Source organism: Pseudomonas fulva (assembly GCF_023517795.1).
Lineage (GTDB): Bacteria > Pseudomonadota > Gammaproteobacteria > Pseudomonadales > Pseudomonadaceae > Aquipseudomonas > Aquipseudomonas fulva_D.
The window spans coordinates 3135866-3162062 of record NZ_CP082928.1 but is presented as its reverse complement, the minus strand read 5'-3'; the positions used below and the strand labels follow the sequence as shown (position 1 = coordinate 3162062).

Sequence of the window (26197 nt, the reverse complement as noted above, 5' to 3'; positions counted from 1 at the left end):
GACGACCGGCCGCTTTCGCCACTTAGCTGCCGAAATCGACGAATCTGGGCTGAAAGATTACGAACAGGCTCTCAGCGCAACGTCCTCAGCGGAACGGCGGCTCGTCGAAGCTGCGCAGTTTGCGCGAGTGCAGCGAATTGAGCTGACCACGCAGCAGATCCAGGGCAGCGATGCCGATGTGCAGGTGCTGGGTCACCGCCCGCTCGTAGAAGGCTCCGGCTGCGCCGGGCAGCTTGATCTCGCTGTGCAGCGGCTTGTCCGACACGCACAGCAGGGTGCCGTAGGGCACGCGCAGGCGATAGCCCTGGGCGGCGATGGTGCCGCTTTCCATGTCCACCGCCACCGCCCGTGACAGGTTGATCAGCGGCCGTTCCTGGGCCCAGCGCAGCTCCCAGTTGCGGTCGTCGTAGGTCAGCACGGTGCCGGTGCGCAGGCGCCGCTTGAGGTCGTCCCCGCGCTCGCCGGTGACCTGGGCGGCGGCATCCTGCAGCGCCTGCTGCACCTCGGCCAGGGCCGGCAGCGGAATGTGCGGCGGCAGCACGCGATCAAGAATGCCGTCGCGGCGCATGTAGGCGTGGGCCAGCACGTAGTCGCCGATGGTCTGCGACTGACGCAGGCCGCCGCAGTGGCCGATCATCAGCCAGCAATGGGGGCGCAGCACGGCCAGGTGGTCGGTGATGTTCTTGGCATTGGACGGACCGACGCCGATGTTCACCAGGGTGATGCCGTCGCCGTCGGCGGCCTGCAGGTGGTACGCCGGCATCTGGTAGCGGTGCCAGACCACGGTCTCGATGATCGCCTGCATCTCGCCTTCGGGCATGCCGCGGGAGATCACCACGTTGCCCGGCAGCACCATGCGCTCGAAGCGCGATTCGGCGTTGAGCATGTCCAGGCCGTGGCGAATGAACTGGTCGACGTAACGGTGGTAGTTGGTCAGCAGGATCCACGGCTGCACATGGCGCCAGTCGCTGCCGGTGTAATGCACCAGGCGGCGCAGGGAGAAGTCCACCCGGGCGGCGTCGAACAGCGCCAGCGGCAGCGGGTCGGTGTTCTCCCAGTCGTACAAACCGTCGGCGGTGCCATCGGTGGCGGCCGACAGGTCGGTGCTCGGGAACACCCGCGCCAGCTCGGCAGCGGTCACCCCGGAGCCGGCCAGTTCGTCGCCCTGCTCCACCACGTAGGGATAGGGAATGTATTGCTGGCTGACGCCGACTTCGACGGTCAGGGTGAAGTCGGCCATCAGCGGCTGCAGTTGCTCGAGCAGGTACTTACGGAATGCCGCCGGATGGGTGATGGTGACGCGGTAGGTGCCGGGCACCTGCACCTTGGCGTAGGCACGCACGGTGGTCGGCACTTCGCCCTGGCAGTCGTAGGTCAGGCGCAGCTCGGGGTAGCGAAACAGCTCCTGTTCCTCGGCACTGGGCCGCACGCGGTCTTTCAGGTAGCGCTTGAGCGCCTGGCTCAGGCCCTCGGTGGCGCGCTGATGCAGCGCAGCCAGGCGGTCAACGGCTTCTTCGGCAGTGTTGACGACGATAAAAGCGCCGTCTGTAGAAAGGGGCATGCACGGTTCCTTATCGTGAATTTCACGGATCATAGCTGACACTTATTACTGTGAAGGTGCAAGGGGCGTTCATAACGGCCAGGCTTCGGCGATGCGCTCCAGCGCCTGCTTGAGTTCGGCGCGGCTGCGTGCGGCGGCCAGGCTGATGCGAATCGCACTGGCCTGGGCCGGGCCGACCGCGAACACGTCCGCCGGTACCACCTCCACGCCGGCCGCCCGGCAGGCCGTCACCAGTGCGGCGCTGTCCCGCGGTTGCAACCACAGGTGCGGCGCCACCTCGCGCCCCAGCGGCATGCGCGGGCCCAGCACGCGGCTCGCCAGGCGCCAGCGCTGCTGCAATTCATTACGCTGCCAGGCCAGCTTGCGCGCGGCGGTGCCATCCTCGATCCACTCGCAGGCCAGTGCCAGGCACAGCGGCGATACCGCCCAGCTGGTGGCATGCCCCTGCGGATCGATGCGCTTGAGCAGCGCTTGCGGCCCCTGCATGAAGCCCAGGCGCAGGCCCGGCGCCACGGTTTTCGACAGGCTGCCGACCAGCAGGCTGCGCGCCGGCAACGCTGCAGCCAATGGCGCCTGGCTGCCGAGGGCGCCGTAAACGTCGTCCTCGATCAGCCACAGCCCATGGCGCTCCACCAGCTCGGCAATGCGCTGGCGGCGCTCGCCATCCATGCTGCTGCCGGTGGGATTCTGCAGGCAGGGGGTGAGCACCAGCACCCGGGCGCCGGTGGCGCGCACCTGGCGATCGAGATCCTGGGGAAGAATGCCGCGCTCATCCATGGCCACGCCATGCAGCGGCAGCCGTAGCTGGCGCGCGGCGGCCTTGATGCCCGGCGCGGTGAAGGCTTCGGCAAGCACCGGGTCGCCGGCTTCGCAGAGCGCCAGCAGCGCCGCCGACACGCCCTGCTGCGCGCCGGCACACAGCGCCACCTGGGACGGTGGCGTATGCACACCGCGCTGCTGCAGCCACTGGCTGACCGCCACCCGGCCGCGCTGCTCGAGCTCGGCCGGCGCATAGGCCTGCAGGGCATCCAGGCGCCCTTCGGCGATCAGGCGCTGCAGGGTGCGCGACAGGTCATCGCTGCCGCCATCGTGCACCGGCACGTTGGTCGACAGGTCGATGCCATCGGCCGGCAGTCGCGGCTGCTTGAGGTGGAACAGGCTGGCTTCGTGGCTATCGGCCAACACGTAGGTGCCGCGGCCCACCTCGCCGGACACCAGGTGCCGCCGCGCCGCCTCGCGATACGCCTGCATCACCGTGCTCGGGTTGATGCCCAGGGCCCAGGCCAGTCGCCGTTGCGGCGGCAGCCGTTCACCGGGCTTGAGCTCGCCCGTGCCGATGGCCGTCGCGATAGCCTCGACCAACGCCAGGTAGGTGGGCAGCGTACTGCCCTGGAGGTCAGGTAACCACATTGCTTGCCATGCAATATAAAGATTTACCCATACAATGCCCGAGCCGTAGCATCGGGTCAAAGCCCACCCGGAGCACCAGCCGATGTTCGACCTCGCCGCCCTGCGCAAAGCCGTCACCCTGATCCGTCCGAGCGTTCCGGCGACGCCGCAGTTCGCCTGGCCGTTGCTGGCCCAGCGGCTGGGCTGCGAGGTGTGGGTCAAGCACGAGAACCACACGCCGACCGGCGCCTTCAAGGTGCGCGGCGGGCTGGTCTACGTGGATACCCTGCTACGCCGTGAACCGGCCGTCAGTGGGTTGATCTCGGCTACCCGCGGCAACCATGGGCAGAGCATGGCGCTGGCGGCGCGCAAGGCCGGCCTGCCGATCGTCATCGTGGTGCCGCAGGGCAACGCCCGGGAAAAGAATGCCGCCATGGCCGCGCTGGGCGCCGAGGTGATCGAGCATGGCCGCGACTTCGACGAGGCCCGCGCCAGGGCGGCCGAACTGGCGGCCGAGCGCGATCTGCATTTCGTGCCGTCGCTGCACACGGACCTGATCCGCGGCGTGGCCACCTACTCGCTGGAGCTGTTCGAAGCCGCGCCGCCGCTCAAGCGCGTCTACGTGCCCATCGGCCTGGGTTCGGGTATCTGCGGGGTGATTCGCACCCGCGACCTGCTGGGCCTGGATACCGAGGTGATCGGCGTGGTCAGCACCGCCGCCGACGGCTATGCGCAGAGCTTCGCCGCCGGGCGGGTCATCTGCACCGACAGTGCCGACACCATCGCCGATGGCATGGCCTGCCGCATGCCGCAGCCCGAGGCGCTGGAGATCATCCGCGCGGGCGCCGCAAGGATCGTGCGGGTCGACGACGAGGAAATCCGCCAGGCCATGCGCATCTACCACGAAGATACCCACAACCTGGCCGAGGGCGCCGGCGCGGCAGCCCTGGCGGCATTGATTCAGGAGCGCGAGATCAATCGCGGCGAACGCGCCGCCGTGGTGCTCAGCGGTGCCAATGTCGACCGTGCGGCGCTGGCGGCGATCCTCGCCTGAGCCGCTATCGACCCGGACCGGCTAGACGCTGATCGACAGCGACGCGCCGATCGATACCGAGATGGATGGGCCGCCGCCGGTCATGTCGCCGACAGTCTTCTCGAGCTCGGCGAGCTGCTTGTCGATGCCCTCGACGAGCTTGCTGCTCTCTTCGTCCGGCTTGCCGCTGATCTGCGAGCGCACCATGGCCAGCAGCTGTTTGAGCTGGGCGGCCACTTTCTTCAATTCCTCGGCATCGGCGCGGCGCTGGCGTTCGTTGCGCTCCTGCCGGGCCTGGCTGATCGCCGTCTGGGCCTGTTCTGCGGCGTCCTGCTGGGAAGCCCCAGGCTCATCCTCCTGCTCGGCCTCTTCACCGGCCGCAAGCTCGGCGGTCTCGGCATTCATTTCGGATGTTCCAGCTTCAGCCTCGGCTTCGACCGCCACCTCGGCGGTCGGCTCTGCCTCGCTCACGGCCTCGGCCGTAACCGCCTCCTGCGCCGCGGCACCTTCGCTTTCGCCGCTCGCCCCCACTGTACCGACCGATGATACTGTGCCACCAGACGGCTCCTTGAGCACAGCGGCAGCCTGCCCCAGCTCCTGGGCCAATTGCTTGATCTGGCGCAGCGCGCCTTTCGCCGCTGCCGGCCCAAGCGCCATGACCAGTTGCTTGAGCATTTCGATGCGTCGCTTGATGTCTTCGAGGCGCTGGCGTGCCGCCTCCTTGCGAGTTTCAGCCTGCCTGGCCTGCATTTCGCTCAACTTGCCAAAGGCCTCACGCATGCTTTTCGCGCGTTTCTGGGCGTATTCGCTGAGGGTAACGGTTACCGAGGGCTGCTGATCGGGCCCTGCGGCCGTTTTCGCCGTCGAGGCACTGGCGCCATCTGCCGTGCGTGCGGCAGCTGTCCTGACAGATGGTACGGAGCTGGCGCCGGAGGGGGTGATGGTCGACATGCTACATCCTGTGCCTGGCGAGTGTGCTCAGGGTATCGGCGCGGGCGCCATGAACTTGAAACAGCGCGGCCACCTGCCCGCCAGGATTCATATCTCGGAAAGCACGAAGCCCCGGCACGGGGCCGGGGCTTCGAGTGATACGTCTGGCGTTTTCACGCCAGTGGCGAGTCAGTACTTGCTGCGAAAATCGCGCAGTTCATCCTCGGCCTGTTCCTTGGTCCAGCCATAACGCTCCTGCAGCTTGCCTGCCAGGTATTCGCTATGGCCTTCGGCGACATCCACGTCGTCGTTGGTCAGCTTGCCCCAGCGCGCCTTGATGTCGCCGCCGAGCTGCTTCCACTTACCTTTGATGATGTCGGAATTCATGCTGCATTCTCCAAGGAAGTGGGCAGGCTGCAGGAGCCTGCCCTGGCACATGATCAGTCGGCAGCTTTCAGGCCGTCAGCGGAAACCGCCTGAACGCCTTTGATTTCTTTGGCTTTGGCAACAGCCAGGTCACGCTCGGCTTCGGTTTTCACGACGCCGGACAGGGCAACCACACCTTTGTTGGTCTCGACCTTGATGTCCAGGGCGCTGAGGCCGTCGTCAGCCAGGAAGGCGGATTTGACCTTGCTGGTGATCCAGGTGTCGGAAACGGCTTCTTCAGCCTTGTCCATGGTGTTGGCAGCCAGCATGGTCGGCTGGGTGCTGTTGTAGGTATCGGCGAAAGCGGTACCCGCCACGGACAAGCTCAGGGCGGTCGCAGTGATAGCGGCAAAAGCGAACTTATTGATTGGCTGTTTCATGGGCAACACTCCTGTTTCATTCAAGTTCGCCACATCCAACTTCAGGGCTGTGGCTTCCCCCTGAATATCGCAAGCGCTGTGCCAGCTTTTTTCAATATAAAAAAACCTTTTAAATCAAACATTTAAATAAATATTAAGTGCTGTCACTCCGTGCAAACTGCAAGTTCAAGCGTAACGGCTCAGGCAGATTGCACGAAGTGACTTAATGCCATCATGCAAGCGGCGCCGCCTGCGGCCTGAAACGAAAAATGCCGGTCACGAGACCGGCATTTCGGGTACCACAGGCGATGCGATCGCCTACTTGACGACCTTCAGGCTGGGCCGCCCGCTTGGCCGCGGCGGCTCGTCGTCGGGCGGCGTCTGCTGCTCTTCGACGTCCTCGACCTCGTTCTGCACGGGCGGCGGCTCCTGGTCGAAGACCATGCCCTGGCCATTTTCCCGGGCATAGATCGCCAGTACGGCGGGCGACGGCACGAACAGGCTGTGGGCAACCCCACCGAAGCGCCCTTCGAAGCGCACCGCGTCATTGTCGAGGGCCAGTTCGCGCACGGCAGTGGGCGACACGTTGAGCACGATCTGCCCGTCGCTGACGAACTTGCTCGGTACCTGAACGCCTGGATAATCGGCATTGACCAGCAGGTGCGGGGTGCAATCGTTGTCGACGATCCACTGGTACAGCGCACGGATCAGATAAGGACGACTGGAGTTCATCAAACCTCCTGAAACAGGGCGCGCCAGCTGCGGGGCGCCAAAAGTAATGAGTCAGCGCATGGCTCGTTCGGCGGACGACAGGCTCTGGCGAAAACTTTCGCGTGCGAACTGCCGGTCCATGTAATCGAGCAGCGGTTTGGCCGGCCTTGGCAATTCGATCCCCAGCACCGGCAGGCGCCAGAGGATCGGCAACAGGCAGCAGTCTACCAAGCTCAGCTCGTCGCTGAGGAAAAATGGTTTATCAGCAAACAACGGCGAAACCCCGGTCAGGCTCTCGCGCAATTCCTTGCGCGCCTGCACGCGGGCCGCTTCCTTGCTGCGCGGATCGAGAATCAGGTCGACCAGCGAGCACCAGTCGCGCTGGATGCGATGCATCAGCAGGCGCGTATTGCCACGCGCCACCGGGTACACCGGCATCAGCGGCGGATGGGGGTAGCGCTCCTCCAGGTACTCCATGATCACCGTCGGCTCGTACAGCGCCAGGTCACGGTCGACCAGGGTCGGCAGGGTCGCGTAGGGGTTGGCTTCCAGCAGCTTGTTGGGAAAGCGGCCCTGCTCCACGTCGATGATTTCCACCACGACGCTCTTTTCGGCGAGCACGATGCGGACGCGGTGAGAGTAGTGGTCGGCAGCGTCGGAATAACAGGCCAACCGGTTGGTCGCAGCCAAGGCGATCCTCCAGATTCGTGAAACGTGAACGCACCGGGAAGCGCTATCACTAGCGACGGTTCCCGGCAGTCCCTGAGATGAATGTTCAGGGCATAAAAAAGCCCGCGGGGTACGCGGGCTGAGCATGATACCGGAAGCGACAGTTTAAAAACGTAGGTAGTTTTTAATGAACGTCCTTCCAGTATTCGCGCTTGAGCAGGTAGGCGAAGACGAAGAAGAACGCCAGGTAGATCAGTACATAGGTGCCGATACGCCGCATGTGCAGCTTGTTGGGGTCCGCCGAATAGGCCAGGAAGGTCACCAGGTTGCGCACCTTGTCATCGAAGGCCTCTGGGCTGAGCTGGCCGCTGTTGGGCTCGAGCACCAGTTGATCGCAGGCCTCGTGGGTCAGCGGCGTGCCGGTCAGCGGGTCGTACTGCTTCTTGCCATCGTCGACCACCTGCACCTGCTTGCAGCCCATGTACTGGCGGCCCTGCAGGCGACCCAGCACATTGGGCATGCCGACGTTGGGGAACACCAGGTTGTTGGCACCCAGCGGCCGCGCCGGATCGTCGTAGAAGGTGCGCAGATAGGTGTACAGCCAGTCGTTGCCGCGCACCCGGGCGACCAGGGTCAGGTCCGGTGGTGCGGCGCCGAACCAGCGCTTGGCATCCTCGGCCTTCATGCCGATGGTCATGTGGTCACCGATCTTGGCGCCGGTGAACACCAGGTTGTCCATCATCAGCTCTTCGGACACGCCGATATCGGCGGCGACGCGTTCGTAGCGCTGGAACTTGGCGCTGTGGCAGCCCATGCAGTAGTTGGCGAAGGTACGCGCGCCGTCCTGCAGCGCCGCCTTGTCGGCCAGGTCGATATCGGCCTTGTCCAGGGCCACGCCGTGGCCACCGGCGGCCAGGGCGATGGCAGGCAACAAGGCGACCACACATGCAGCAAATAGCTTTCTCATCAGCCTGTCACCCTTTCAGGAACGGGTTTGGTCTTTTCCATCCTGGTGTAGAAGGGCATCAGGATGAAGTACGCGAAATACAGCGCCGTGCACAGTTGCGACAGCAGCGTACGACCCGGGGTGGGCGGCAGGACGCCGAGCACGCCGAGGATCACGAAGGACACGCAGAACACCAGCAGCCACAGCTTGCTCAGCCAACCCTTGTAGCGCATCGAACGCACCGGGCTGCGATCCAGCCAGGGCAGCACGAACAGCACGGCGATGGCGGCGCCCATGGCGATCACCCCCATCAGCTTGTCGGGGATGGCGCGCAAGATCGCGTAGAACGGCGTGAAGTACCACACCGGGGCGATGTGTTCGGGGGTCTTGAACGGATTGGCCTGCTCGAAGTTGGGCTTCTCGAGGAAGTAGCCGCCCATCTCCGGGAAGAAGAACACCACGAAGCAGAACACGAACAGGAACACCACCACGCCGACGATATCCTTGACCGTGTAGTAGGGGTGGAAGGGAATGCCGTCGAGCGGGATGCCGTTCTCGTCCTTGTACTTCTTGATGTCGATGCCGTCCGGGTTGTTCGAGCCCACCTCGTGCAACGCCAGGATATGCAGCACCACCAGGCCGAGAATGACGATCGGCAGGGCCACCACGTGCAGGGCGAAGAAGCGGTTCAGGGTGATGCCGGAGACCAGGTAGTCGCCGCGGATCCATTCGGTCAGTGCATCGCCGATGTACGGAATGGCGCCGAACAGCGAGATGATCACCTGGGCGCCCCAGTAGGACATCTGCCCCCACGGCAGCAGGTAGCCCATGAAGGCCTCAGCCATCAGCATCAGGTAGATCAGCATGCCAAAGATCCATACCAGCTCCCGGGGCTTCTGGTACGAGCCATAGAGCAGGCCGCGGAACATGTGCAGGTAGACGACGATGAAGAACGCCGAGGCGCCGGTGGAGTGCATGTAGCGCAGGATCGCGCCGTGGGGCGTATCGCCGGTGCGCACATCGCGCATCAGCCCTTCGACCGAGGCAAAGGCGCCTTCGGCAGTCGGGTTGTAGCTCATGGTCAGCCACACACCGGTAAGCAGCTGGTTGACCAGCACCAGCAGGGCCAGGGAGCCGAAGAAATACAGGAAGTTGAAGTTCTTCGGCGCGTAGTACTTGGCGAGGTGGTCGTTCCACATCTTGGTGGCGGGGAAGCGCGCATCCACCCACTGCATGAATTTGCTCATCCTGCTTGCTCCTGATCCACGCCGATGATGATCACCTCAGCCGACTCGTAGCGGTGCGGCGGTACCGGCAGGTTCAACGGCGCCGGCTGCGACTTGTAGACGCGACCGGCGAGGTCGTAGCGCGAACCGTGGCAGGGGCAGAAGTAGCCGCCGACCCAGTTCTCGCCGAGATCCGCCGGTGCCACTTCGGGGCGGAACGACGGCGCGCAGCCCAGGTGCGTGCACAACCCCACCAGCAGGAGGATTTCCGGCTTGATCGAGCGCGTCTTCGGGTCGACGTAGCCCGGCTGCACCGAATGCCGGGAGTCGGCATCGGCCAGTTGCCCTTCGATCCTGGTGAGGTTCTCGAGGATCGCCTCGGTGCGCCGCATGATGAACACCGGCTGGCCCCGCCACTCGGCCACCATCTGCTGGCCCGGCTCGATCTTGGCGACGTTCACCTTGACCGGGGCGCCAGCGGCCCTGGCCTTGGCGCTCGGGTACCACGACCCCACAAACGGAATTGCAGCCCCCGCCGCCCCGGCGGCCCCGACCACCGAAGTGGCTGCCACCAGAAAGCGACGCCGGCCCGCATTCACGCCGTCATTGCTCATTCAGTCGTCTCCCATCGGCTTTCCGGCCTGTTTTTCAGGCCTCTAATAAGTAAGTGTTGGTCGCCCGTAGCAGCGGCCGGAGGGACATGGCGGCGCCAGGCTCGGCACTCGCCCCGCTGTTTCAGGGCAGCGCACGTCCGAGGCGCTGCCATTCGACGTTCCTTGGCGACTTTAGTCCATTGCCTCGGCCGCACGGACCGCGCAGGTCAATCGGCGGCCAGGCAGCGAAGATGGAACGTCGTGGCGGTCCTGCGTACGGATCGGCGCTAGTGCAATCCGGCGCGAGATTCGCACAGGCCGGCTGGGCGACTCATGACGCGCATCAACGAAGCGGCGGGTAGGCTGAACGCGCCCAGGCTCAGGCAGGGCAGACGGGAATGGGCGGGGCCTGACGGAACAATCAGAAAAGGCCGGCAGCCCTTGTCAACGGCCCGCCGGGTGGCCGGCAAAAAGGGCAGCCCATAAAAAACGCCCAGCTCCGTGAGGAAACTGGGCGTTTTCGAGTACCGTCGCGAATTAACGCTTGGAGTACTGAGGACGCTTACGTGCTTTACGCAGACCGACTTTCTTACGCTCGACTTCACGAGCATCGCGGGTCACGTAGCCTGCTTTACGCAGAGCCGGACGCAGGGTCTCGTCGTAGTCCATCAGCGCGCGGGTGATACCGTGACGGATCGCGCCAGCCTGACCGCTCACACCACCGCCGATGACGGTGACGTAGATGTCGAACTTCTCGACGGTCTCGGTCAGCTCCAGCGGCTGGCGAACTACCATGCGGGCAGTTTCACGGCCGAAGAAGGTGTCCAGCGTGCGGTTGTTGATGGAGATCTTGCCAGTGCCCGGACGCAGGAAAACGCGTGCGGTTGCAGTCTTGCGACGGCCAGTGCCGTAATTTTGAGTCGCCGACATAATGAACTATTCCGTTAAATCTTCAGTTCTTGAGGCTGCTGAGCAGTGTGAGGGTGAGCAGCGCCCGCATACACTTTCAGCTTACGGTACATGTCGCGGCCCAGCGGGTTCTTCGGCAGCATGCCTTTAACCGCGGTCTCGATCACGCGCTCAGGGGCCTTGGCGATCAGCTTCTCGAAGTTGATCGACTTGATGCCGCCCGGGAAACCGGAGTGGGAGTAGTACATTTTGTCGCTGGTTTTAGCGCCAGTTACACGTACCTGCTCGGCGTTGATGACGACGATGTAGTCGCCGGTGTCAACGTGAGGGGTGTACTCAGGCTTGTGCTTGCCACGCAGACGGCTCGCGATTTCTGTAGCCAGACGACCCAGGGTCTGACCAGCAGCGTCAACGACGAACCAGTCGCGTTTTACTGTTTCCGGTTTAGCGGTAAAAGTTTTCATTCTTTATAGCCTCAGGGGCCGCCCAGCAAAAAATAGACGGCGGATCTTACTGAATAGTGCGTACTTTGACAAGTCAAAGGCAGCCGGATGCGGGCGCTATCGGGGGCTCGGGTCAGCGCGTCCGCGTACGGCAAGATTCTTCGGCAGGCGGCGCATCACTTCCACCGCAGAGAGAGGACGCGGATTATCCTGATTGCGAAAAAAATTTCAACCTGCTTGTATGGGCCTTTTGTCAGAGGACGCTCCCATGCAATACCGTCAGCTCGGCCGCACCGATCTCAATGTCAGCGCCCTGTGCCTGGGCACCATGACCTGGGGCGAGCAGAACGATGCCGCCGAAGCGTTCGCCCAGATCGAGCGCGCCAAGGCCCATGGCATCAACTTCATCGACACCGCCGAGATGTACCCGGTGCCGCCGCGTGCCGAGACCTACAGCAAGACCGAACAGATCATCGGCGACTACTTCAGGCAGCGCGGCGACCGCGCCGACTGGATCCTGGCCAGCAAGGTGGCCGGCCCCGGCAACGGCATCACCCACATCCGCGACGGCCAGCTCAAGCACAACCGCCAGCACATCGTCGCCGCCCTGGACGCCAGCCTCAAGCGCCTGCAGACCGACTGGATCGACCTCTACCAGCTGCACTGGCCGGAGCGCCCGACCAACTTCTTCGGCCAGCTCGGCTACCAGCATCAGGACAGCGACTCCACGCCCATCGAGGAAATCCTCGAAGTGCTGGACGAGCAGGTCAAGGCCGGCAAGATCCGCCACATCGGCCTGTCCAACGAAACGCCGTGGGGCACCATGAAGTTCCTGCAACTGGCCGAAGCCCGCGGCATGTCCCGCGTGGTGTCGGTGCAGAACCCCTACAACCTGCTCAACCGCAGCTACGAAGTGGGTATGGCCGAAGTCTCGATTCGTGAGCAGTGCGGCCTGCTGGCCTACTCGCCCCTGGCCTTTGGCATGCTCTCCGGCAAGTACGAGAACGGCGCCCGCCCGGCCAATGCACGCCTGAGCCTATTCAGCCGCTTCGCCCGCTATAACGCCCCGGAAACCGTGGCCGCCTGCTCGCGCTACGTGGCCCTGGCCCGCGAACACGGCCTGGCCCCGGCGCAGATGGCCCTGGCGTTCGTGACGAGCCGCCCGTTCGTGACCAGCAACATCATCGGCGCCACCTCGCTGGAGCAGCTCGACGCCAACCTGGCGAGCAGCGAGCTGACCCTCAGCGATGCGGTGCTGGAAGGCATCGAGGCGATCCACAAGGCCCAGCCCAACCCGGCGCCTTGATTGGTCAGGGATGGTGGCGGGTTGATACCTAAGCGGCCCGCCCCAGCGATTGCCTCGCCCTCTGTAGGAGCACGCCATGCGCGCGTATCGCGGGCATGGACTAGGCGTCCCCGCCCGCTCCCACAACAAGCAGGCCCGCGGCCTTGATGGTTCAACACATCCTAGGGGCGGGCCGCGTACGTGCCCTCTCCCGTCCGCACCTGCCTACAGCAGCGTGGGTCCCTTCATGTCGCGCCGCGACGCCAGGCGGTCCGCCAGGCGCGTCGGTTCCGGCAGCCGATAGCCCTTGTCCCAGCTCAGCACCAGCTCTGCAGCCTTGTGCATGCTGACCCGGTTGCCGGGCGAGACGATCAACGGCCGCACCTTGCGCTTGCTGCGCAGCACCCAGCCGATCTGCCGGTTCTGGCGGTCGAGCAGCTCCACCTTGTCGCCTCGCTCGTCGCCCAGCTCGCAGTGATGCCCGGTGAGGATCTTCTTCGCCACACCGATGGTCGGCCGGCCGGTGACAACGCCCAGGTGCGCGGCGATCCCCAGGCCGCGCGGATGGGCGATGCCGTGGCCGTCGACGACGATCAGGTCCGGCTCCTGGGGTAGGCCTGCCAGCGCCGACAACAGGGCCGGCAGCTCGCGAAACGACAACAACCCCGGCACGTACGGCATGCTGGTGGGGATGCGCGCCACGCATTCGGCGACCGGTTGCAGGGTCTCGGCATCCAGCAGGATGGCGGCGGCGCGGGTGATCTCGCCGCCCTCCTCGAAGCCGACATCCACGCCGGCCAGCAGGCGCAATGGCGGAAAGTCGTCCTCCAGGCGCACCTGTTCGGCCAATTCCTTCTGCAGGATCCTCGCGGCGGCGGGCGTGCCGTCCCATTCGGCGAAGGGCGACGCGGCCAACTCGGCAAAACTCAGCATGACAACTCTCTCCAGCACAGCATTGCGAGACCGGGCTGGACTCAGCCCGGATAAAAGAAGACGATTCAGCCGGAACCTGACGGCTTTACCCTCAGGCCGATAATCACTCGAACAAGAACAACAGCCATGCCCAGCCTGTCCCCGCTCACCCGCGTGAGCATCCTCGCCACGCCCGGCGTATTCGCTTCGACCCTCATGCAGGCCAGAGATTTCTTCCATATGGCCGGCCTGCGCCATGGCAAGCAGCAGGGCCTCGGCCTGGTGCCGACCTTCGAGGTGCGCCTGGTCAGCCCGGACGGCCTGCCCGTCACCAGTTTCAGCGGCGTGCAGCTACCGGTCGACGGCCCGCTCGACAGTGAAGCCCAGCTGATCATCCTGCCGGCCTTCTGGGACGACTACGATGCCCTGTGCAGCCGCTACCCGCAGGTGTTCGACTGGCTGCGCGCCCGCCACGCCGCTGGCGCCAGCCTGTGCGGCGAAGCCAACGGGGCGTTCTGGATGGCCGCCAGCGGCCTGCTCGACGGCAAGGAAGCGACCACCTGCTGGCGTTTCTTCGGCGAGTTCGCCACGCGTTTTCCCGCCGTGGCACTGAATCAGGACAAACACCTGACCGACGCCGACAACCTCTACTGCGTAGCCGGCCCGACCTCGGCGTGCGATCTGTACATTTACCTGATCGAGCATTTCTGCGGCACCAGCGTGGCGCAGAGCGTGGCCCGCGACATCCTCTACGAAGTGCGCCGCAGCTACACCCCGGGGCGCATCGGCTTCGGCGGCCAGAAGCAGCACCAGGACACCAAGATCCTGCAGATCCAGCAGTGGCTCGAGGAGCATTTCGCCGAGCGTTTCCGCTTCGAGGACGTGGCCCGTGACCACGGCATGAGCATCCGCAACTTCATGCGCCGCTTCCACGCCGCCACCGGCGACAAGCCGCTGTACTACCTGCAGCGCCTGCGCATCGAAACCGCCAAGGGGCTGCTGTCGTCCTCGCCGAAGAGCATCAAGGCGGTCAGCTACGAGATCGGCTACGACGACGCCAGCTTCTTCGCCCGCCTGTTCCGCCAGCACACCGGGCTGTCGCCCAACCACTACCGCCAGCAGTTCCAGCAGCAGGCACAGCCAGCAGGCTGAAACGAAAAAGGCCGCCTGCCCAACTTCCGATCAGGAAGCGAGCATGCGGCCTTTGCCGTTGCGCTCAGCCGATCAGGGCTTGTGCGGGCGCGACAGGAACTCGTGGGACTGCATTTCCAGCAGGCGGCTCAAGGTACGCTGGAACTCGAAGCTCAGGCGCCCGCCGGTATACAGATCCTTGAGCTCCACTTCGGCGGAGATTATCAGCTTGACGTTGCGGTCGTAGAACTCGTCCACCAGGTTGATGAAGCGCCGCGCCATGTCTTCCTTGGCCACGCTCATCTGCTCGACGTTGGAGAGAATCACCGAGTGGAAGATCTTGCCCAGTTCGATGTAGTCGTTCTGGCTGCGCGGGCCGTCGCACAGCTCGCGGAAATCGAACCAGCCGACGTCGCCGCCGACCTTGCGCGCGACGATGGCGCGGTTCTCGATCATCAGCGATTCGTTTTCCTGCACGCCGGTGTTCTCGTGCAGCAGGCTCTTGAAGCTCTTTTCCAGGCTCTGCTCGGCTGCTTCGCCCAGCGGGAAGTGGAACAGCTCGGCCTGCTCCAGGGCACGCAGGCGATAGTCGATGCCGCTGTCGACGTTGACGATCTCGGTGTGCACCTTCAAAAGCTCGATCGCCGGCAGGAAGCGCGCGCGCTGCAGGCCGTCCTTGTAGAGACCGTCCGGCACGATGTTGGAGGTGGCCACCAGGGTCACGCCGTTCTTGAACAGCTCCTCGAGCAGGGTCGCCAGGATCATCGCGTCGGTGATGTCGGAGACGAAGAACTCGTCGAAGCAGATCACCCGGAACTGCTCGGAAAAGCGCTTGCCGATCACCGTCAGCGGGTTCTTGACGTCCTTGAGCGAACGCATCTCTTCGTGCACGCGCTTCATGAAGCGGTGGAAGTGCGTGCGCTCCTTTTCCTTGAACGGCAGGGCATCGAAGAAGGTGTCGACCAGATAGGTCTTGCCACGGCCGACGCCGCCCCAGAAATACAGGCCCTTGACCGGGGTGACGGATTTCTTGCCGAACAGCTTGCCGAGCACGCCGGGCTTGCTGCGCTCGTCGGCGACCAGCTCGTCGTACAGGCGCTGCAGGTGGCGCACGGCCTGTTCCTGGGCGGCATCATGGAAGAAGTCCGGACGTTTGAGGTCGGCCTGGTAGCGTTCGAGCGGAGTCATAGTGCGAAAACCGGGCAAATGAAGCGGGGGCGACACTTTAACGACGCCCCCGGGGATTGGCAAATAGGCCCTATGGGCGCAAAGGACTTTGCGAGAGGCCGTAGGGTGGATCGGGGGGCGTAGCCCACGCTTCACCGGTCCACCACTGCCACTGCGCATTGGTGGACGGATAAAGCGTCGTCCACCCTACACCGCTCAGACCGCGGCGCGCGCCATTGGTGTCAGGCTTCTTCCGGCGCCAGGGCGTCACGCAGGCGGGCGATGGCCGCCTCAAGAGCCGTGGCATCGGCGAAGGCCGGGCTTTCGCCGACCAGCTGGTCGTTCAGCCACACACCGAAGGTATTGCCCTGCACGCGGATGTCCAGCGGCTCGCCGCTTTGCAGGCCCTTGCTGGCCTGGCCCGCCGCCTTGCCGTCGGCAAAGGCCGGCGACAGCAGCAGTTGCTCGCCGTCGGCATCCAGCAGGCGGAAGCGGAAGCTGCCGTCCTCGTCGCGGAAGCTGACGAAGCGGGCGCGCTTGGCGGCCTTCTTCTTGCTGCCCGCGGCCACCTGCACCTGCTCGCGGAACGAGCGCAGGCCCACCGCTTCACGCAGCTCGCCGAGGAACGGGGTGGCGATCTTGCGCGCCTTGGCGGCGCCGGCCAGCAGGATGTCTTCCAGATCCGCCGGGCGGGCGATCAGGGCGTGATAGCGCTCGCGCGCCTCGCCCAGTTCGGCTTCCAGCAGCTCATAGAGCGCCTGCTTGGCTTCGCCCCAGGCCAGCCCGCCGAGCAGCGCGGCGCGGAAATCCGCCTGCTGGGTCGGTGCGGCAAAGGCCTGGTAGATGGTGAACAGGTGCGAGTTGTCCGGGTCCTTCGCCTCGCCGGGCTGGCGGGAGTCGGTGACGATGCGCGCCACGGCGTCCTTGAGCTGCTTGGCGCTGCCGAACAGCGGGATGGTGTTGTCGTAGCTCTTCGACATCTTGCGACCATCGAGCCCCGGCAGGGTGGCGACGTCTTCCTCGATCACCACCTCGGGCAGCTTGAACAGGTCCCTGCCCTGGCCGAACAGGTGATTGAAGCGCTGGCCGATGTCGCGGGCCATTTCCACGTGCTGGATCTGGTCACGACCGACCGGCACCTTCTGGGCGTTGAACATCAGGATGTCCGCGGCCATCAGCACCGGGTAGCTGAACAGGCCCATGGTCACGCCGGCGTCCGGGTCTTCACCGGCTTCGACGTTCTTGTCCACCGAGGCCTTGTAGGCGTGGGCGCGGTTGAGCAGGCCCTTGCCGGCCACGCAGGTCAGCAGCCAGCACAGCTCGGGGATTTCCGGGATGTCGGACTGGCGATAGAAGGTCGCCTTGTCGGTGTCCAGGCCCAACGCCAGCCAGGTCGCGGCGATCTCCAGGCGCGAGCGCTGGATGCGCGCCGGGTCATCGCACTTGATCAGCGCGTGGTAGTCGGCCAGGAAGTAGAAGGAATCCATGTCGGCGCGGCGGCTGGCGACGATGGCCGGGCGAATCGCGCCGGCATAGTTGCCCAGGTGCGGCGTGCCGGTGGTGGTGATGCCGGTAAGGATACGCGTGGTCATGTTCGGGTTCGCTTTACGTGGACCATCTTGGGGATCCGGCGTGCCAGGCAGGCGCGCGGCAGATCACAGGCGAGGCAGCAGCAGATCCTTGAGATCGGTCAGCTTGCCGTGGAAAAAGTGGCCGCATTCTGCCACTTTCAGCAGTTCGTGGGCACGCCCGAGGTTGGCGGACCAGTCGTAGACGCGCTGCGGCTCGACCACTTCGTCGGCGTCCGGCTGGATCACCACCAGCGGGCAACGCTCGGCCGGCGGGTTGTCGCCGCCCAGGCGCATCACCGCCGGCGCGATCATGAACAGCTTCGCCGGCTCGACGCCCTGCTGCTCCAGGCGGCCACCCAGGGCGGCAGCCACGAAGCCACCAAAGGAAAAGCCCATCAGGGTGATCGGCAGGTCCGGGTAGCGCTCGCGCAGCCAGGTGGCGACCGCCTCGGCGTCATCCACTTCACCGCTGCCCATGTCGTGGCTGCCGGCACTGGCGCCCACGCCGCGGTAGTTGAAACGCAGGGTGTGGTAGCCGGCGTCGCGGGCGGTGCGCTGCAGGGTCGACACCACCTTGTTGAGCATGGTGCCGCCCTGTACCGGGTTCGGATGGCAGATCAGCGCGACGCCGCGCGCCTCGGCGACTTCCAGACAAAGGGCTTCCAGCTGGCCGCTCGGGCCGTCGATCATCGTGGGGGTTTCGCGGATCAGCAACAGTGAACTCCGTGACCTTCAATCGGGTCGACTCGTCGAACGATGTACCCGCAGCGCCTCTGCGCGTTGCCGGGTAGACACCTCAAAACACCTTCGCCTACACGCACTTAGCGGTGTACAGCGCAGGTTCCAGCCGTTAACGTAAAGCAAAGCCGTTTAGAGAGGAAGGACTCGTGGAACAGACGCTCACCGCCTGGTTGCTACCGGCACTTACCCTGGTCGCTGGCATCGCCATCGGTTTCCTGATCGCCCGTCTCGCGCCCAATGCTGCCCCCAGCCGCACCCAGCGCCAGCTGGACGAGATGCAGGAACGTTTCGAGGCCTACCAGAACGAAGTGGTCACCCACTTCAACACCACCGCCAATCTGGTCAAGAAACTGACCCAGAGCTATCACGACGTTCAGGAGCACCTGTCCCACGGTGCCGATCGCCTGGCACTCGACGAAGTGACCCGCCAGCGCCTGCTCGCCACCCTGCACGCCGAGCCGAGCGCCGACAAGCGCGAGCGCCTGACGCCGCCGCGCGACATGGAGATTCCCAAGGACTACGCGCCCAAGACCGGCGACGTCCCGGGCATGCTCGACGAGGGCTACGGCCTGAAGAACCGCTACTGAGCGCGGCGACTGCAGTACTTCCGAACCCCGCCCCATGGCGGGGTTTTGTTTTACGATGCTTGCACCGAGCCAGACAAGGACGTGATTCCATGCCAGCACGCCAGTCCCACCACCCCACCCGCCAGGCGCTGATGGACGCCGCCCGTGAGCTGCTGGACAGCGGCCGGGCCTTCAGCAGCCTGAGCCTGCGCGAAGTGGCGCGCGCCGCCGGCATCGTGCCCACCGGTTTCTACCGCCATTTCAAGGACATGGATGCCCTGGGCCTGGCCCTGGTGGCCGAGGTCGGCGAAACCTTTCGCACCACCCTGCGCCAGGTGCGCCGCAACGAGTTCGAGTTGGGCGGCATCATCGACGCCTCGGTGCAGATCTTCCTGCATGCCGTGGAACAGCACCGCGGCCAGTTCCTGTTTCTCGCCCGCGAGCAGTACGGCGGCTCGCTGCCGGTACGCCAGGCCCTGGCGACCTTTCGCGATGACATCGCTGCCGACCTGACCAGCGACCTGAGCCTGATGCCCAAGCTGCAGCACCTCGACGAGGCAGCGCGCAGCATGCTGGCCGACCTGGTGGTGAAGACCGTGTTCGCCACCCTGCCCGAGCTGATCGACCCAGAGGCCACCACCCTGCCCGCCCACCGCCGGCCGGAAACCAAGATGATCGAGCAGCTGCGCTTCATTCTGATCGGCGCCAAGCGCTGGCGCGGCCTGAGCAGCGACAAGGGCTGAACGGCGCTGAGCAGAAAACGATCAGCCCTGCGCAAAGCCCATGGTCAGTGGCCTGGCCTCCAGTACGCGCACGTTATCCACAATGTGCTCCACACCTTCCGTGGACAACCTTTCCGCACGCGCCCTTCAACGCACTGAAATCGTTGAAGTAATGGTTGACGCGGCGATGTTTCTTGGCACCCCATCAAGCCGATCAAATAATGAACAGCCGCCTGTATGCGCCGCTATTCGTGGCCTGCAGCCCGGCATGCTCACCTTATCCACAGCACTGCGCACAGTAACCGGGGAAAAGTTGATAAACGCCTGCCGTGCTCGCCTAACACCTTGTTTGCAAAGCACTATTGGCATTGATCAAAAATACCGCGACGCCCTAGAGGCCACGCCGTTAGAGCTTTGAACGGCCTTTTGCACATGAACGATACAGGCTTATCAACAGGTCTTGTGGGTAACCCGTGCAACTCGCTGATTTTCATGCACAAGTAAAAAGGCCGCTGACTAGCAGCGGCCTTGAGATGAAGGCGGGAATCAGTCGACCAGGGTCAGCGCACCCTTCATCAGCGCGGCATGGCCGGGGAAGGAGCAGAAGAACTGGTAAGCGTCGGCAGCGTCCAGCTTGCTCACGTCGAAGGTCACCGAGTCGGACTCGCCACCGCCGATCAACTTGGTGTGGGCGATCACCCGTGCGTCGTTGGGTTTCAGGTAGTCCTTGTCGACCCCGGCAGCGATGCCGTCGGCACTGACCGCCTGCACGTCGGCGCTCTTCGTCACCACCAGGTTATGACCCATCACGTGCTTGGGCAGGTTGCCGACGTGCTTGAGTTCGATGGTGAAGGTCTTGCAGCTCTTGCTGACCTTGATCTCCTTGGTGTCGAAGGTCATCTGGTCGGTGGAATGCACCTCCACCGAACATTCGGCGGCCAACAGCGGCGCACTGACCAGGGCCAGTACGGAGGCGACGACAAACTTGCGAATCATGGGAGTCTCCTTGGCAGTGAAAACGTTCACAGCCTGCAGGGTGCCCTATCGGGCACGCATTTCCCATGACCTGAGGCAACAGACCGCAGCTGATCCCCAATGGGCCATACACCGGCCATCCGTATCGGCCATCCATATCGGCCATCCAGAAAAACTATCGAAACGATCCATACAAGCAAGCGGCCGAATGATCAGGCGGCCCTTACGCTACGCCAAAGCCGGAGGAACGAGAGCATGACCATCATCGACAACCTGCAGCACTGGTTCGCCGCTTACGCACAGGGCGCGAGCGGCAGCGCCAGTTAGGCTGCGCCAGACACGCCGGGGCCGCTGTAGCGCATTGCCCTGCAGTGGTCCCGGCATTGCTGCCTAATGCCCGCCCAGGTAGGCGTTGCGCACATCCTGGTTGCCGAGCAACTCCTGCCCCGTGCCGGTCAGGCGGATTTCCCCGGTGACCATCACATAGGCACGATCACTCAGCCGCAGCGCGTGGTTGGCGTTCTGCTCGACCAGAAAGATGGTCATGCCGGTCTGCGCCAGCTCACGCAGGGTGGCGAAGATCTGCTTGACCACGATGGGCGCCAGCCCCAGCGACGGCTCGTCGAGCAGCAGCAGTTTGGGCCGGCTCATCAACGCCCGGGCGATGGCCAGCATCTGCTGCTCACCGCCGGACATGGTCATCGCCCGCTGGTTGCGCCGTTCCTTGAGCCGCGGGAACAGCTCGAACATGCGCTGCATGTCCTCGTCGGCGTGTTGGGCGCCGATAGGGATGGTGCCCATCAGCAGGTTCTCTTCCACGCTCATGTCCGGGAACACCCGGCGCCCCTCCGGGGACTGGGCGATGCCGTTGGACGCCACGAAGTGGGTGCTCTTGCGGGTGATGTCTTCGCCTCGGTAGAGAATCTGCCCGCCACTGGCCCGCGGTTGGCCGAAGATCGACATCAGCAGCGTGGACTTGCCCGCGCCGTTGGCACCGATCAGGCTGACCGTTTCGCCGGGGTTGATGTGCAGGTTGACCTTCTTCAGCGCCTGGATCTGACCGTAATGCACGTCGACGTCCCTGAACGCCAGCAGCGGTGCCCCATTCACGTCGCTCATGCCACTTCCTCCTCGTCCGCACCGAGGTAGGCGGCGATCACTTTCGAGTCGTTCTTGATGGCGTCCGGACCGCCCTGGGCAATCACCAGGCCGTGGTCGAGGACGATGATGTGGTCGCTGATGCTCATCACCATGCCCATGTCGTGCTCGATCAGCAGCACGGTCAGGCCGTGCTCGTCGCGCAGCAGGCGGATGATCTTGCTCAGCGCGTGGGTTTCCGACGGGTTGAGGCCGGCGGCCGGTTCGTCCAGGCAGATCAGCTCGGGGCCGGTGCACATGGCGCGGGCGATCTCCAGGCGGCGCTGCTGGCCGTAGGAAAGCTCGCCGGCCAGGTGGTTGGCCTGCTCGACCAGGTCGACCACTTCCAGCCAGTAGAAGGCGGTGTCCAGCAGCTTGTTCTCGGCACGCCGGTAGCCAGGGGTGTTGAGAATACCCTTGATCAGGCTGCGCTCGGCGAGCATGTGCTGGGCCACCAGCAGGTTTTCCAGCACGGTCATTTCCTTGAACAGGCGAATGTTCTGGAAGGTACGCGCCAAGCCTGCGCGGTTCACCAGATGGGTGCCGCCGAACATCTTGTACCAGAGCCGCGAGCCGAATTGCGCGGGCTTCACGAAATCATCGGCCTGGAACGGCTCGCCGAGAATCTGGATGACGTCGGTCTGCCGGCCCTGGGCGTTGAGCATGATCTTGCCGCCGGTGGCCGAGTAGAAACCGGTCAGGCAGTTGAACACCGTGGTCTTGCCGGCACCGTTGGGGCCGATCAGCGCCGAGATGGAGTGGCGCTTGATCGAGAAGTTGACGTCGCTGAGCGCCTTGATGCCGCCGAAGTGCATCATCAGGCCGTCGACCGAGAGGATGTTGTCGCTCATGGCGCGACTCCTTTGCGCGGGGCGATGCCGATGCGGTTGATGCGAATCAGCCCGCGCGGGCGCCAGATCATCATCAGCACCATGAGCATGCCGAACAGCAGCACGCGATAGTCGGCGAAGCTGCGCAGCAGCTCCGGGGCGATGGTCAGCACGAACGCGGCGATCACCACGCCCACGGTCGAGCCCATGCCGCCGAGCACCACGATGGCGAGGATCAGCGCCGACTCGAAGAAGGTGAACGAGGTCGGGTTGACGAAGCCCTGGTAGGTGGCGAAGAACACCCCGGCGATGCCTGCCGTGGAGGCGCCGAGCATGAAGGCCGAGAGCTTGACCAGCACGTGGTTCAGGCCCATGGAGCGGCAGGCGATCTCGTCTTCACGCAGCGCTTCCCAGGCGCGGCCGACCGGCATGCGGGTCAGCCGATGCTTGACGTAGAGCACCAACAGCACCACCAGCACCAGCACGGTGTAGATGAACAGGAACTTCATGTTGGGGTTGTAGGCCACGCCAAAGAACTCGTGGTACGGCACGCCACCGTCCTTGGCACGGCGGGCGAACTCCAGGCCGAAGAAGGTCGGCGACGGCGCGCTCATGCCATTCGGGCCGCCGGTGACTTCCAGCCAGTTGGTCAGCACCAGGCGGATGATTTCGCCGAAGCCCAAGGTGACGATGGCCAGGTAATCGCCGTGCATCCTGAGCACCGGAAAGCCCAGGATCATTCCGGCGAAGGCCGCCATGATCGCCGCCAGCGGCAACAGGCTCCAGAAGCCCAGGCCCAGGTACTCGTAGCCCATGGTCAGGCCGTAGGCGCCGATGGCGTAGAAGCCCACGAAACCCAGGTCGAGCAAACCAGCCAGGCCGACCACGATGTTCAGGCCAAGGCCGAGCAGCACGTAGATCAGGCCGAGGATGATCACCGTCAGCAGGTACTTGTTGGCGAAGAACGGAAAGATGATCGCCAGCAGGATCAGCCCCGGAATGATCCAGCGCATGCGCGACACATAGCCCGGCGGTTGCACGCCGACGCCGCCACCGGAGCGCTCGAAGCCCTCCAGCACCACGCGGCCTTTCGGGGTTTGCAGGAACAGGCTGAGCACGAAGCGCCCCACCATTACCACGCCGACCATCCAGGCCACGCGGTCGAATTGCGGGGTGAAGTCGTAGCCCTTGAGCACCACGCCCACCACCGGGCCGAACACGATCAGGGCGATCAACCCGGCCATCAGCGCATCGACCAGGCTCTTTTTCACATCGATAGAAGTCGTACTCACGGCATCACACCTTGGTTACCTGAGGACGGCCCAGCAGGCCCTGGGGACGGAAGATCAGGATCAGCACCAGCAGCGAGAAACTGAACACGTCCTTGTAGTCGGAATTGACCATCCCGGAGAACTGCGCCTCGGCCACGCCGAGGATCAGCCCGCCGAGCATCGCCCCGGGTAGCGAGCCGATGCCGCCGAGCACCGCCGCGGTAAAGGCCTTGATGCCGATGATGAACCCGGCGTAGAAATCGAAAGTGCCGTAGTTGAGGGTGATCAGCACCCCGGCCAGTGCCCCCATGGAGGCACCGATGACGAACACGTAGGAGATCACCCGGTCGGTGTTGATGCCGAGGATCTGCGCCATCTTGCGGTCCTGCTGGGTGGCGCGGCACATGCGCCCCAGGCGGGTTTTCTGAATGATGAAGGTCAGCGCCAGCATGCCGATGATGGCTGCGGCGATGATGAACAGCTTGGTGTAGGTGATCATCACGTAGCCGTCGCCCACGTGCAGGCGCAGCGCGCCTTCGAGCATGGTGGGGATGCCCTGCTGCCGCGCGCCCTGGCTGAGCTGCACGTAGTTCTGCAGGATCAGCGACATGCCGATGGCGCTGATCAGCGGCGCCAGGCGCGTGGAGTTGCGCAGCGGTTTATAGGCGATGCGCTCGATGGCGAAGCCGTACACCCCGGTGACCACGATGGTGAACACCAGCGTGCCGAGAATCACCAGCGGGAAGGAATGCACGCCGAAGAAGGCCAATACGGCGATGGCGATGGCGGCGAGGTAGGCGGAGACCATGTACACCTCGCCGTGGGCGAAGTTGATCATGCCGATGATGCCGTAAACCATGGTGTAGCCGATGGCGATCAGGCCATAGACAGAACCAAGGGTCAGGCCGTTGACCAGTTGCTGCAGGAAGATACCGTCCATTGAAAAATCTCTGAGTCCGTGACGGAAAGAAGCGCAAGGTCGCCAGGCGACCGCAGCAGCCCCGGCAGGTCATGGCCCGCCGGGTTTGGAGGTGTGTTCGCGAGAGGCAGGACAAATGAAGATGGAACAATCACTTGTGGGAGCGGGCTTTAGCCCCGAGCTTTTAACCACTCGTGGCTAAAGCCACTCCCACGCGCGCCCTGCCCCTTTGAAAACGCAGCTCTTAAAGCTGCTTGTACTTGCCGTCAGCGCCCCACTGGTACATCACGTAGTCGGAGACTTTCAGGTCGCCCTTCTCATCGAACTCCTTCTTGCCCATCACCGTCTGCACCGGGTTGGCCTTCAGCCAGGCAGCGGCCTCGGCGCCATCGGTGCCCTTGATACCGGCGAACGCGGCAGCGACCACCTGCAGCGAGGCGTAGGAGTACAGGGTGTAGCCCTCGGGCTCATAGCCACTGGCGCGGAATTTCTCGATCACCGCCTTGCCGTCCGGGATCAGGCGCGGGTCGGCGCCAAAGGTCATCAGTACGCCGTCGACGTTTTGCGGACCACCGGCGGTGGAGACCAATTCGTCGGTGACGATGCCGTCGCCGGAAAGAAACTTGGCCGTCACCCCCTGCTCGCGCAACTGCCGCACCAGCGGGCCGGCCTCGGAGTGCAGGCCGCCGAAGTACACCACCTCGGCGCCGCTGGCGCGGATCTTGGTGACCAGAGCGTTGAAGTCCTTCTCGCCACGGGTCAGGCCTTCGTACATCACTTCCTTCACGCCGCGCTTGTTGAGCTGCGCACGGGTGGCGTCGGCCAGGCCCTGGCCGTAGGTGTCCTTGTCGTGCACTACAGCGACCTTCTTGGCCTTGAGCACATCGACGATGTAATCGCCGGCAACGATGCCCTGCTGGTCGTCACGGCCGCACATGCGGAACATCGCGGTCAGGCCGCGCTCGGTCACTTGCGGGTTGGTCGACCCCGGGGTGATCGCCAGGATGCCCGCCTCGTCATACACCTCGGACGCCGGCATGGTCGACGACGAGCAGAAGTGCCCGACAACCGCCACCACCTTGTCCGCATCGACCATACGGTTGGCAACCGCCACGGCCTGCTTGGGCTCGCAGGCGTCGTCGCCCTTCACCAGCTTGATCTGCTCGCCGTTCACCCCACCCGCCGCGTTGATGTCATCGGCTGCCTGCTGCGCGCCGCGCCAGAACTGATCACCAAAGGCCGCGTTGCCGCCGGTCATCGGTGCACCGACACCGATGGTGATATCAGCATGGGTCAGCGAGGAAAAACCCAGTGCGCCAGTGATCGCGAGCGCCAAGAAACCTTTCTTGAAAGACGTGTGAGGCATGGACGTGCTCCTGAGGAGTTTTAGGATTGGCCCGCCTGTTGGAGCAAGCGCTATGCCATTCGCACGACCGTTTGAAACTTCTAGACGAAAGTCGATGTTGACGCCGATGTAACCTCAAGTGTCTGAGGGTAATGCGTCACTTCCGATTGAAAAGGCGCCACGTTCACCGCAAACCGCCACCAGTTGCGCACCGTAGCCGAGCAGGCCGTCGTCCATGCTGGTGCAACCATGGGAAACACTGCACAACCTTGGACAGGCCATCCGAATAGTCGCGAAAACTCCTATTTTGCGTGCCGAGGCTTATTCCAGAGCGGCCGGCCTCACGCTCCAATGGTTATCAAAGAAGAGCCGGCGGTGTTGTAACCGGTAACAACATCGCCCTGGCATCAGCAATGCCAGAACGATGCCT

At 64.2% G+C, this 26197-nt stretch carries 27 protein-coding genes; 5 read left to right on the top strand and 22 right to left on the bottom strand.

From position 1 onward, the window contains the following. Positions 1 to 85: 85 nt before the first annotated feature. Positions 86 to 1561, bottom strand: a complete 1476-nt coding sequence (amn, locus tag K8U54_RS14485; RefSeq protein ID WP_434059952.1) for an AMP nucleosidase — start codon at positions 1559 to 1561, stop codon at positions 86 to 88. A gap of 69 nt (positions 1562 to 1630) precedes the next feature. After that, positions 1631 to 2971, bottom strand: a complete 1341-nt coding sequence (locus K8U54_RS14480; protein WP_249906468.1) for a PLP-dependent aminotransferase family protein — start codon at positions 2969 to 2971, stop codon at positions 1631 to 1633. Positions 2972 to 3053: 82 nt separating this feature from the next. On the opposite strand from K8U54_RS14480, the gene K8U54_RS14475 reads away from it, so the two are divergent. After that, positions 3054 to 4004: a threonine dehydratase gene (locus K8U54_RS14475; RefSeq protein ID WP_249906467.1), complete on the top strand. Its 951-nt coding sequence runs from the start codon at positions 3054 to 3056 to the stop codon at positions 4002 to 4004. Positions 4005 to 4025: 21 nt separating this feature from the next. Here K8U54_RS14475 and K8U54_RS14470 read toward each other — a convergent pair whose 3' ends face one another. The 10 genes from K8U54_RS14470 to rplM form a co-directional block, all read right to left on the bottom strand. Then, entirely contained in the window at positions 4026 to 4934 is a 909-nt protein-coding gene (locus tag K8U54_RS14470; protein ID WP_249906466.1) for a hypothetical protein, read from the bottom strand. Between the two features lie 168 nt (positions 4935 to 5102). Continuing rightward, positions 5103 to 5300 (bottom strand): CsbD family protein, encoded by a 198-nt coding sequence (locus tag K8U54_RS14465; RefSeq protein ID WP_249906465.1) that lies wholly within the window; start codon positions 5298 to 5300, stop codon positions 5103 to 5105. A 53-nt stretch (positions 5301 to 5353) separates the two neighbouring features. Further along, positions 5354 to 5719, bottom strand: coding sequence for a BON domain-containing protein (locus tag K8U54_RS14460; protein ID WP_075960093.1), 366 nt, complete (start codon positions 5717 to 5719; stop codon positions 5354 to 5356). A 297-nt stretch (positions 5720 to 6016) separates the two neighbouring features. After that, positions 6017 to 6430, bottom strand: a complete 414-nt coding sequence (locus K8U54_RS14455) for a ClpXP protease specificity-enhancing factor (protein ID WP_249906464.1) — start codon at positions 6428 to 6430, stop codon at positions 6017 to 6019. A 51-nt stretch (positions 6431 to 6481) separates the two neighbouring features. After that, positions 6482 to 7099, bottom strand: a complete 618-nt coding sequence (locus K8U54_RS14450) for a glutathione S-transferase N-terminal domain-containing protein (RefSeq protein WP_249906463.1) — start codon at positions 7097 to 7099, stop codon at positions 6482 to 6484. Positions 7100 to 7262: 163 nt separating this feature from the next. Next, complete coding sequence (locus tag K8U54_RS14445) at positions 7263 to 8045, bottom strand: cytochrome c1 (protein ID WP_249906462.1); 783 nt, start codon at positions 8043 to 8045, stop codon at positions 7263 to 7265. Then, positions 8045 to 9271 (bottom strand): cytochrome b, encoded by a 1227-nt coding sequence (locus tag K8U54_RS14440; RefSeq protein ID WP_249906461.1) that lies wholly within the window; start codon positions 9269 to 9271, stop codon positions 8045 to 8047. Before K8U54_RS14440 ends, K8U54_RS14445 begins: the two co-directional genes overlap by 1 nt. Next, positions 9268 to 9864: a ubiquinol-cytochrome c reductase iron-sulfur subunit gene (petA, locus tag K8U54_RS14435; protein ID WP_070887233.1), complete on the bottom strand. Its 597-nt coding sequence runs from the start codon at positions 9862 to 9864 to the stop codon at positions 9268 to 9270. Before petA ends, K8U54_RS14440 begins: the two co-directional genes overlap by 4 nt. Before the next feature lie 516 nt (positions 9865 to 10380). Further along, positions 10381 to 10773 (bottom strand): 30S ribosomal protein S9, encoded by a 393-nt coding sequence (rpsI, locus tag K8U54_RS14430; protein ID WP_013789890.1) that lies wholly within the window; start codon positions 10771 to 10773, stop codon positions 10381 to 10383. A gap of 14 nt (positions 10774 to 10787) precedes the next feature. Continuing rightward, positions 10788 to 11216, bottom strand: coding sequence for a 50S ribosomal protein L13 (gene rplM / locus K8U54_RS14425; RefSeq protein WP_013789889.1), 429 nt, complete (start codon positions 11214 to 11216; stop codon positions 10788 to 10790). Between the two features lie 247 nt (positions 11217 to 11463). Here rplM and K8U54_RS14420 point away from each other — a divergent pair, with 247 nt between their 5' ends. Then, positions 11464 to 12501, top strand: a complete 1038-nt coding sequence (locus tag K8U54_RS14420; RefSeq protein ID WP_249906460.1) for an NADP(H)-dependent aldo-keto reductase — start codon at positions 11464 to 11466, stop codon at positions 12499 to 12501. Positions 12502 to 12705: 204 nt separating this feature from the next. On the opposite strand, the gene nfi is transcribed toward K8U54_RS14420, so the two are convergent. Next, positions 12706 to 13413 carry a deoxyribonuclease V gene (gene nfi, locus K8U54_RS14415; protein ID WP_249906459.1) on the bottom strand — a complete coding sequence of 236 codons (708 nt, stop codon included), beginning with the start codon at positions 13411 to 13413 and terminating at the stop codon, positions 12706 to 12708. Positions 13414 to 13632: 219 nt separating this feature from the next. On the opposite strand from nfi, the gene K8U54_RS14410 reads away from it, so the two are divergent. Further along, entirely contained in the window at positions 13633 to 14544 is a 912-nt protein-coding gene (locus K8U54_RS14410; RefSeq protein ID WP_434060028.1) for a GlxA family transcriptional regulator, read from the top strand. A 72-nt stretch (positions 14545 to 14616) separates the two neighbouring features. Here K8U54_RS14410 and zapE read toward each other — a convergent pair whose 3' ends face one another. From zapE to K8U54_RS14395, 3 genes are all read right to left on the bottom strand, one after another. Beyond that, positions 14617 to 15711: a cell division protein ZapE gene (gene zapE / locus K8U54_RS14405; protein ID WP_249906457.1), complete on the bottom strand. Its 1095-nt coding sequence runs from the start codon at positions 15709 to 15711 to the stop codon at positions 14617 to 14619. 221 nt (positions 15712 to 15932) lie between these two features. Continuing rightward, on the bottom strand, positions 15933 to 17282 hold the full coding sequence (locus K8U54_RS14400; RefSeq protein ID WP_249906456.1) for a tryptophan--tRNA ligase: 1350 nt from the start codon (positions 17280 to 17282) through the stop codon (positions 15933 to 15935). A 63-nt stretch (positions 17283 to 17345) separates the two neighbouring features. After that, positions 17346 to 17975, bottom strand: coding sequence for an alpha/beta hydrolase (locus K8U54_RS14395; RefSeq protein WP_249906455.1), 630 nt, complete (start codon positions 17973 to 17975; stop codon positions 17346 to 17348). 173 nt (positions 17976 to 18148) lie between these two features. Here K8U54_RS14395 and K8U54_RS14390 point away from each other — a divergent pair, with 173 nt between their 5' ends. Then, the gene (locus K8U54_RS14390) at positions 18149 to 18589 is read left to right on the top strand and encodes a YhcB family protein (RefSeq protein WP_111463860.1); all 441 of its coding nucleotides are present in this window, start codon (positions 18149 to 18151) and stop codon (positions 18587 to 18589) included. Positions 18590 to 18678: 89 nt separating this feature from the next. Then, positions 18679 to 19311: a TetR family transcriptional regulator gene (locus K8U54_RS14385; protein ID WP_249906454.1), complete on the top strand. Its 633-nt coding sequence runs from the start codon at positions 18679 to 18681 to the stop codon at positions 19309 to 19311. 525 nt (positions 19312 to 19836) lie between these two features. Here the strand turns inward: K8U54_RS14385 and azu are convergent. The 6 genes from azu to K8U54_RS14355 form a co-directional block, all read right to left on the bottom strand. After that, positions 19837 to 20286, bottom strand: coding sequence for an azurin (gene azu, locus K8U54_RS14380; protein ID WP_249906453.1), 450 nt, complete (start codon positions 20284 to 20286; stop codon positions 19837 to 19839). Between the two features lie 369 nt (positions 20287 to 20655). Next, positions 20656 to 21384, bottom strand: coding sequence for an ABC transporter ATP-binding protein (locus tag K8U54_RS14375; RefSeq protein WP_249906452.1), 729 nt, complete (start codon positions 21382 to 21384; stop codon positions 20656 to 20658). Next, positions 21381 to 22253 carry an ABC transporter ATP-binding protein gene (locus tag K8U54_RS14370; protein ID WP_249906451.1) on the bottom strand — a complete coding sequence of 291 codons (873 nt, stop codon included), beginning with the start codon at positions 22251 to 22253 and terminating at the stop codon, positions 21381 to 21383. Before K8U54_RS14370 ends, K8U54_RS14375 begins: the two co-directional genes overlap by 4 nt. Then, positions 22250 to 23476 (bottom strand): high-affinity branched-chain amino acid ABC transporter permease LivM, encoded by a 1227-nt coding sequence (livM, locus tag K8U54_RS14365; protein ID WP_249910450.1) that lies wholly within the window; start codon positions 23474 to 23476, stop codon positions 22250 to 22252. Before livM ends, K8U54_RS14370 begins: the two co-directional genes overlap by 4 nt. Before the next feature lie 52 nt (positions 23477 to 23528). After that, a complete protein-coding gene (locus K8U54_RS14360) occupies positions 23529 to 24443 on the bottom strand; it encodes an ABC transporter permease subunit (protein WP_070887221.1) in 915 nt (304 codons plus the stop codon). A 223-nt stretch (positions 24444 to 24666) separates the two neighbouring features. Next, the gene (locus K8U54_RS14355) at positions 24667 to 25788 is read right to left on the bottom strand and encodes a branched-chain amino acid ABC transporter substrate-binding protein (RefSeq protein ID WP_249906450.1); all 1122 of its coding nucleotides are present in this window, start codon (positions 25786 to 25788) and stop codon (positions 24667 to 24669) included. Positions 25789 to 26197: the final 409 nt, after the last annotated feature.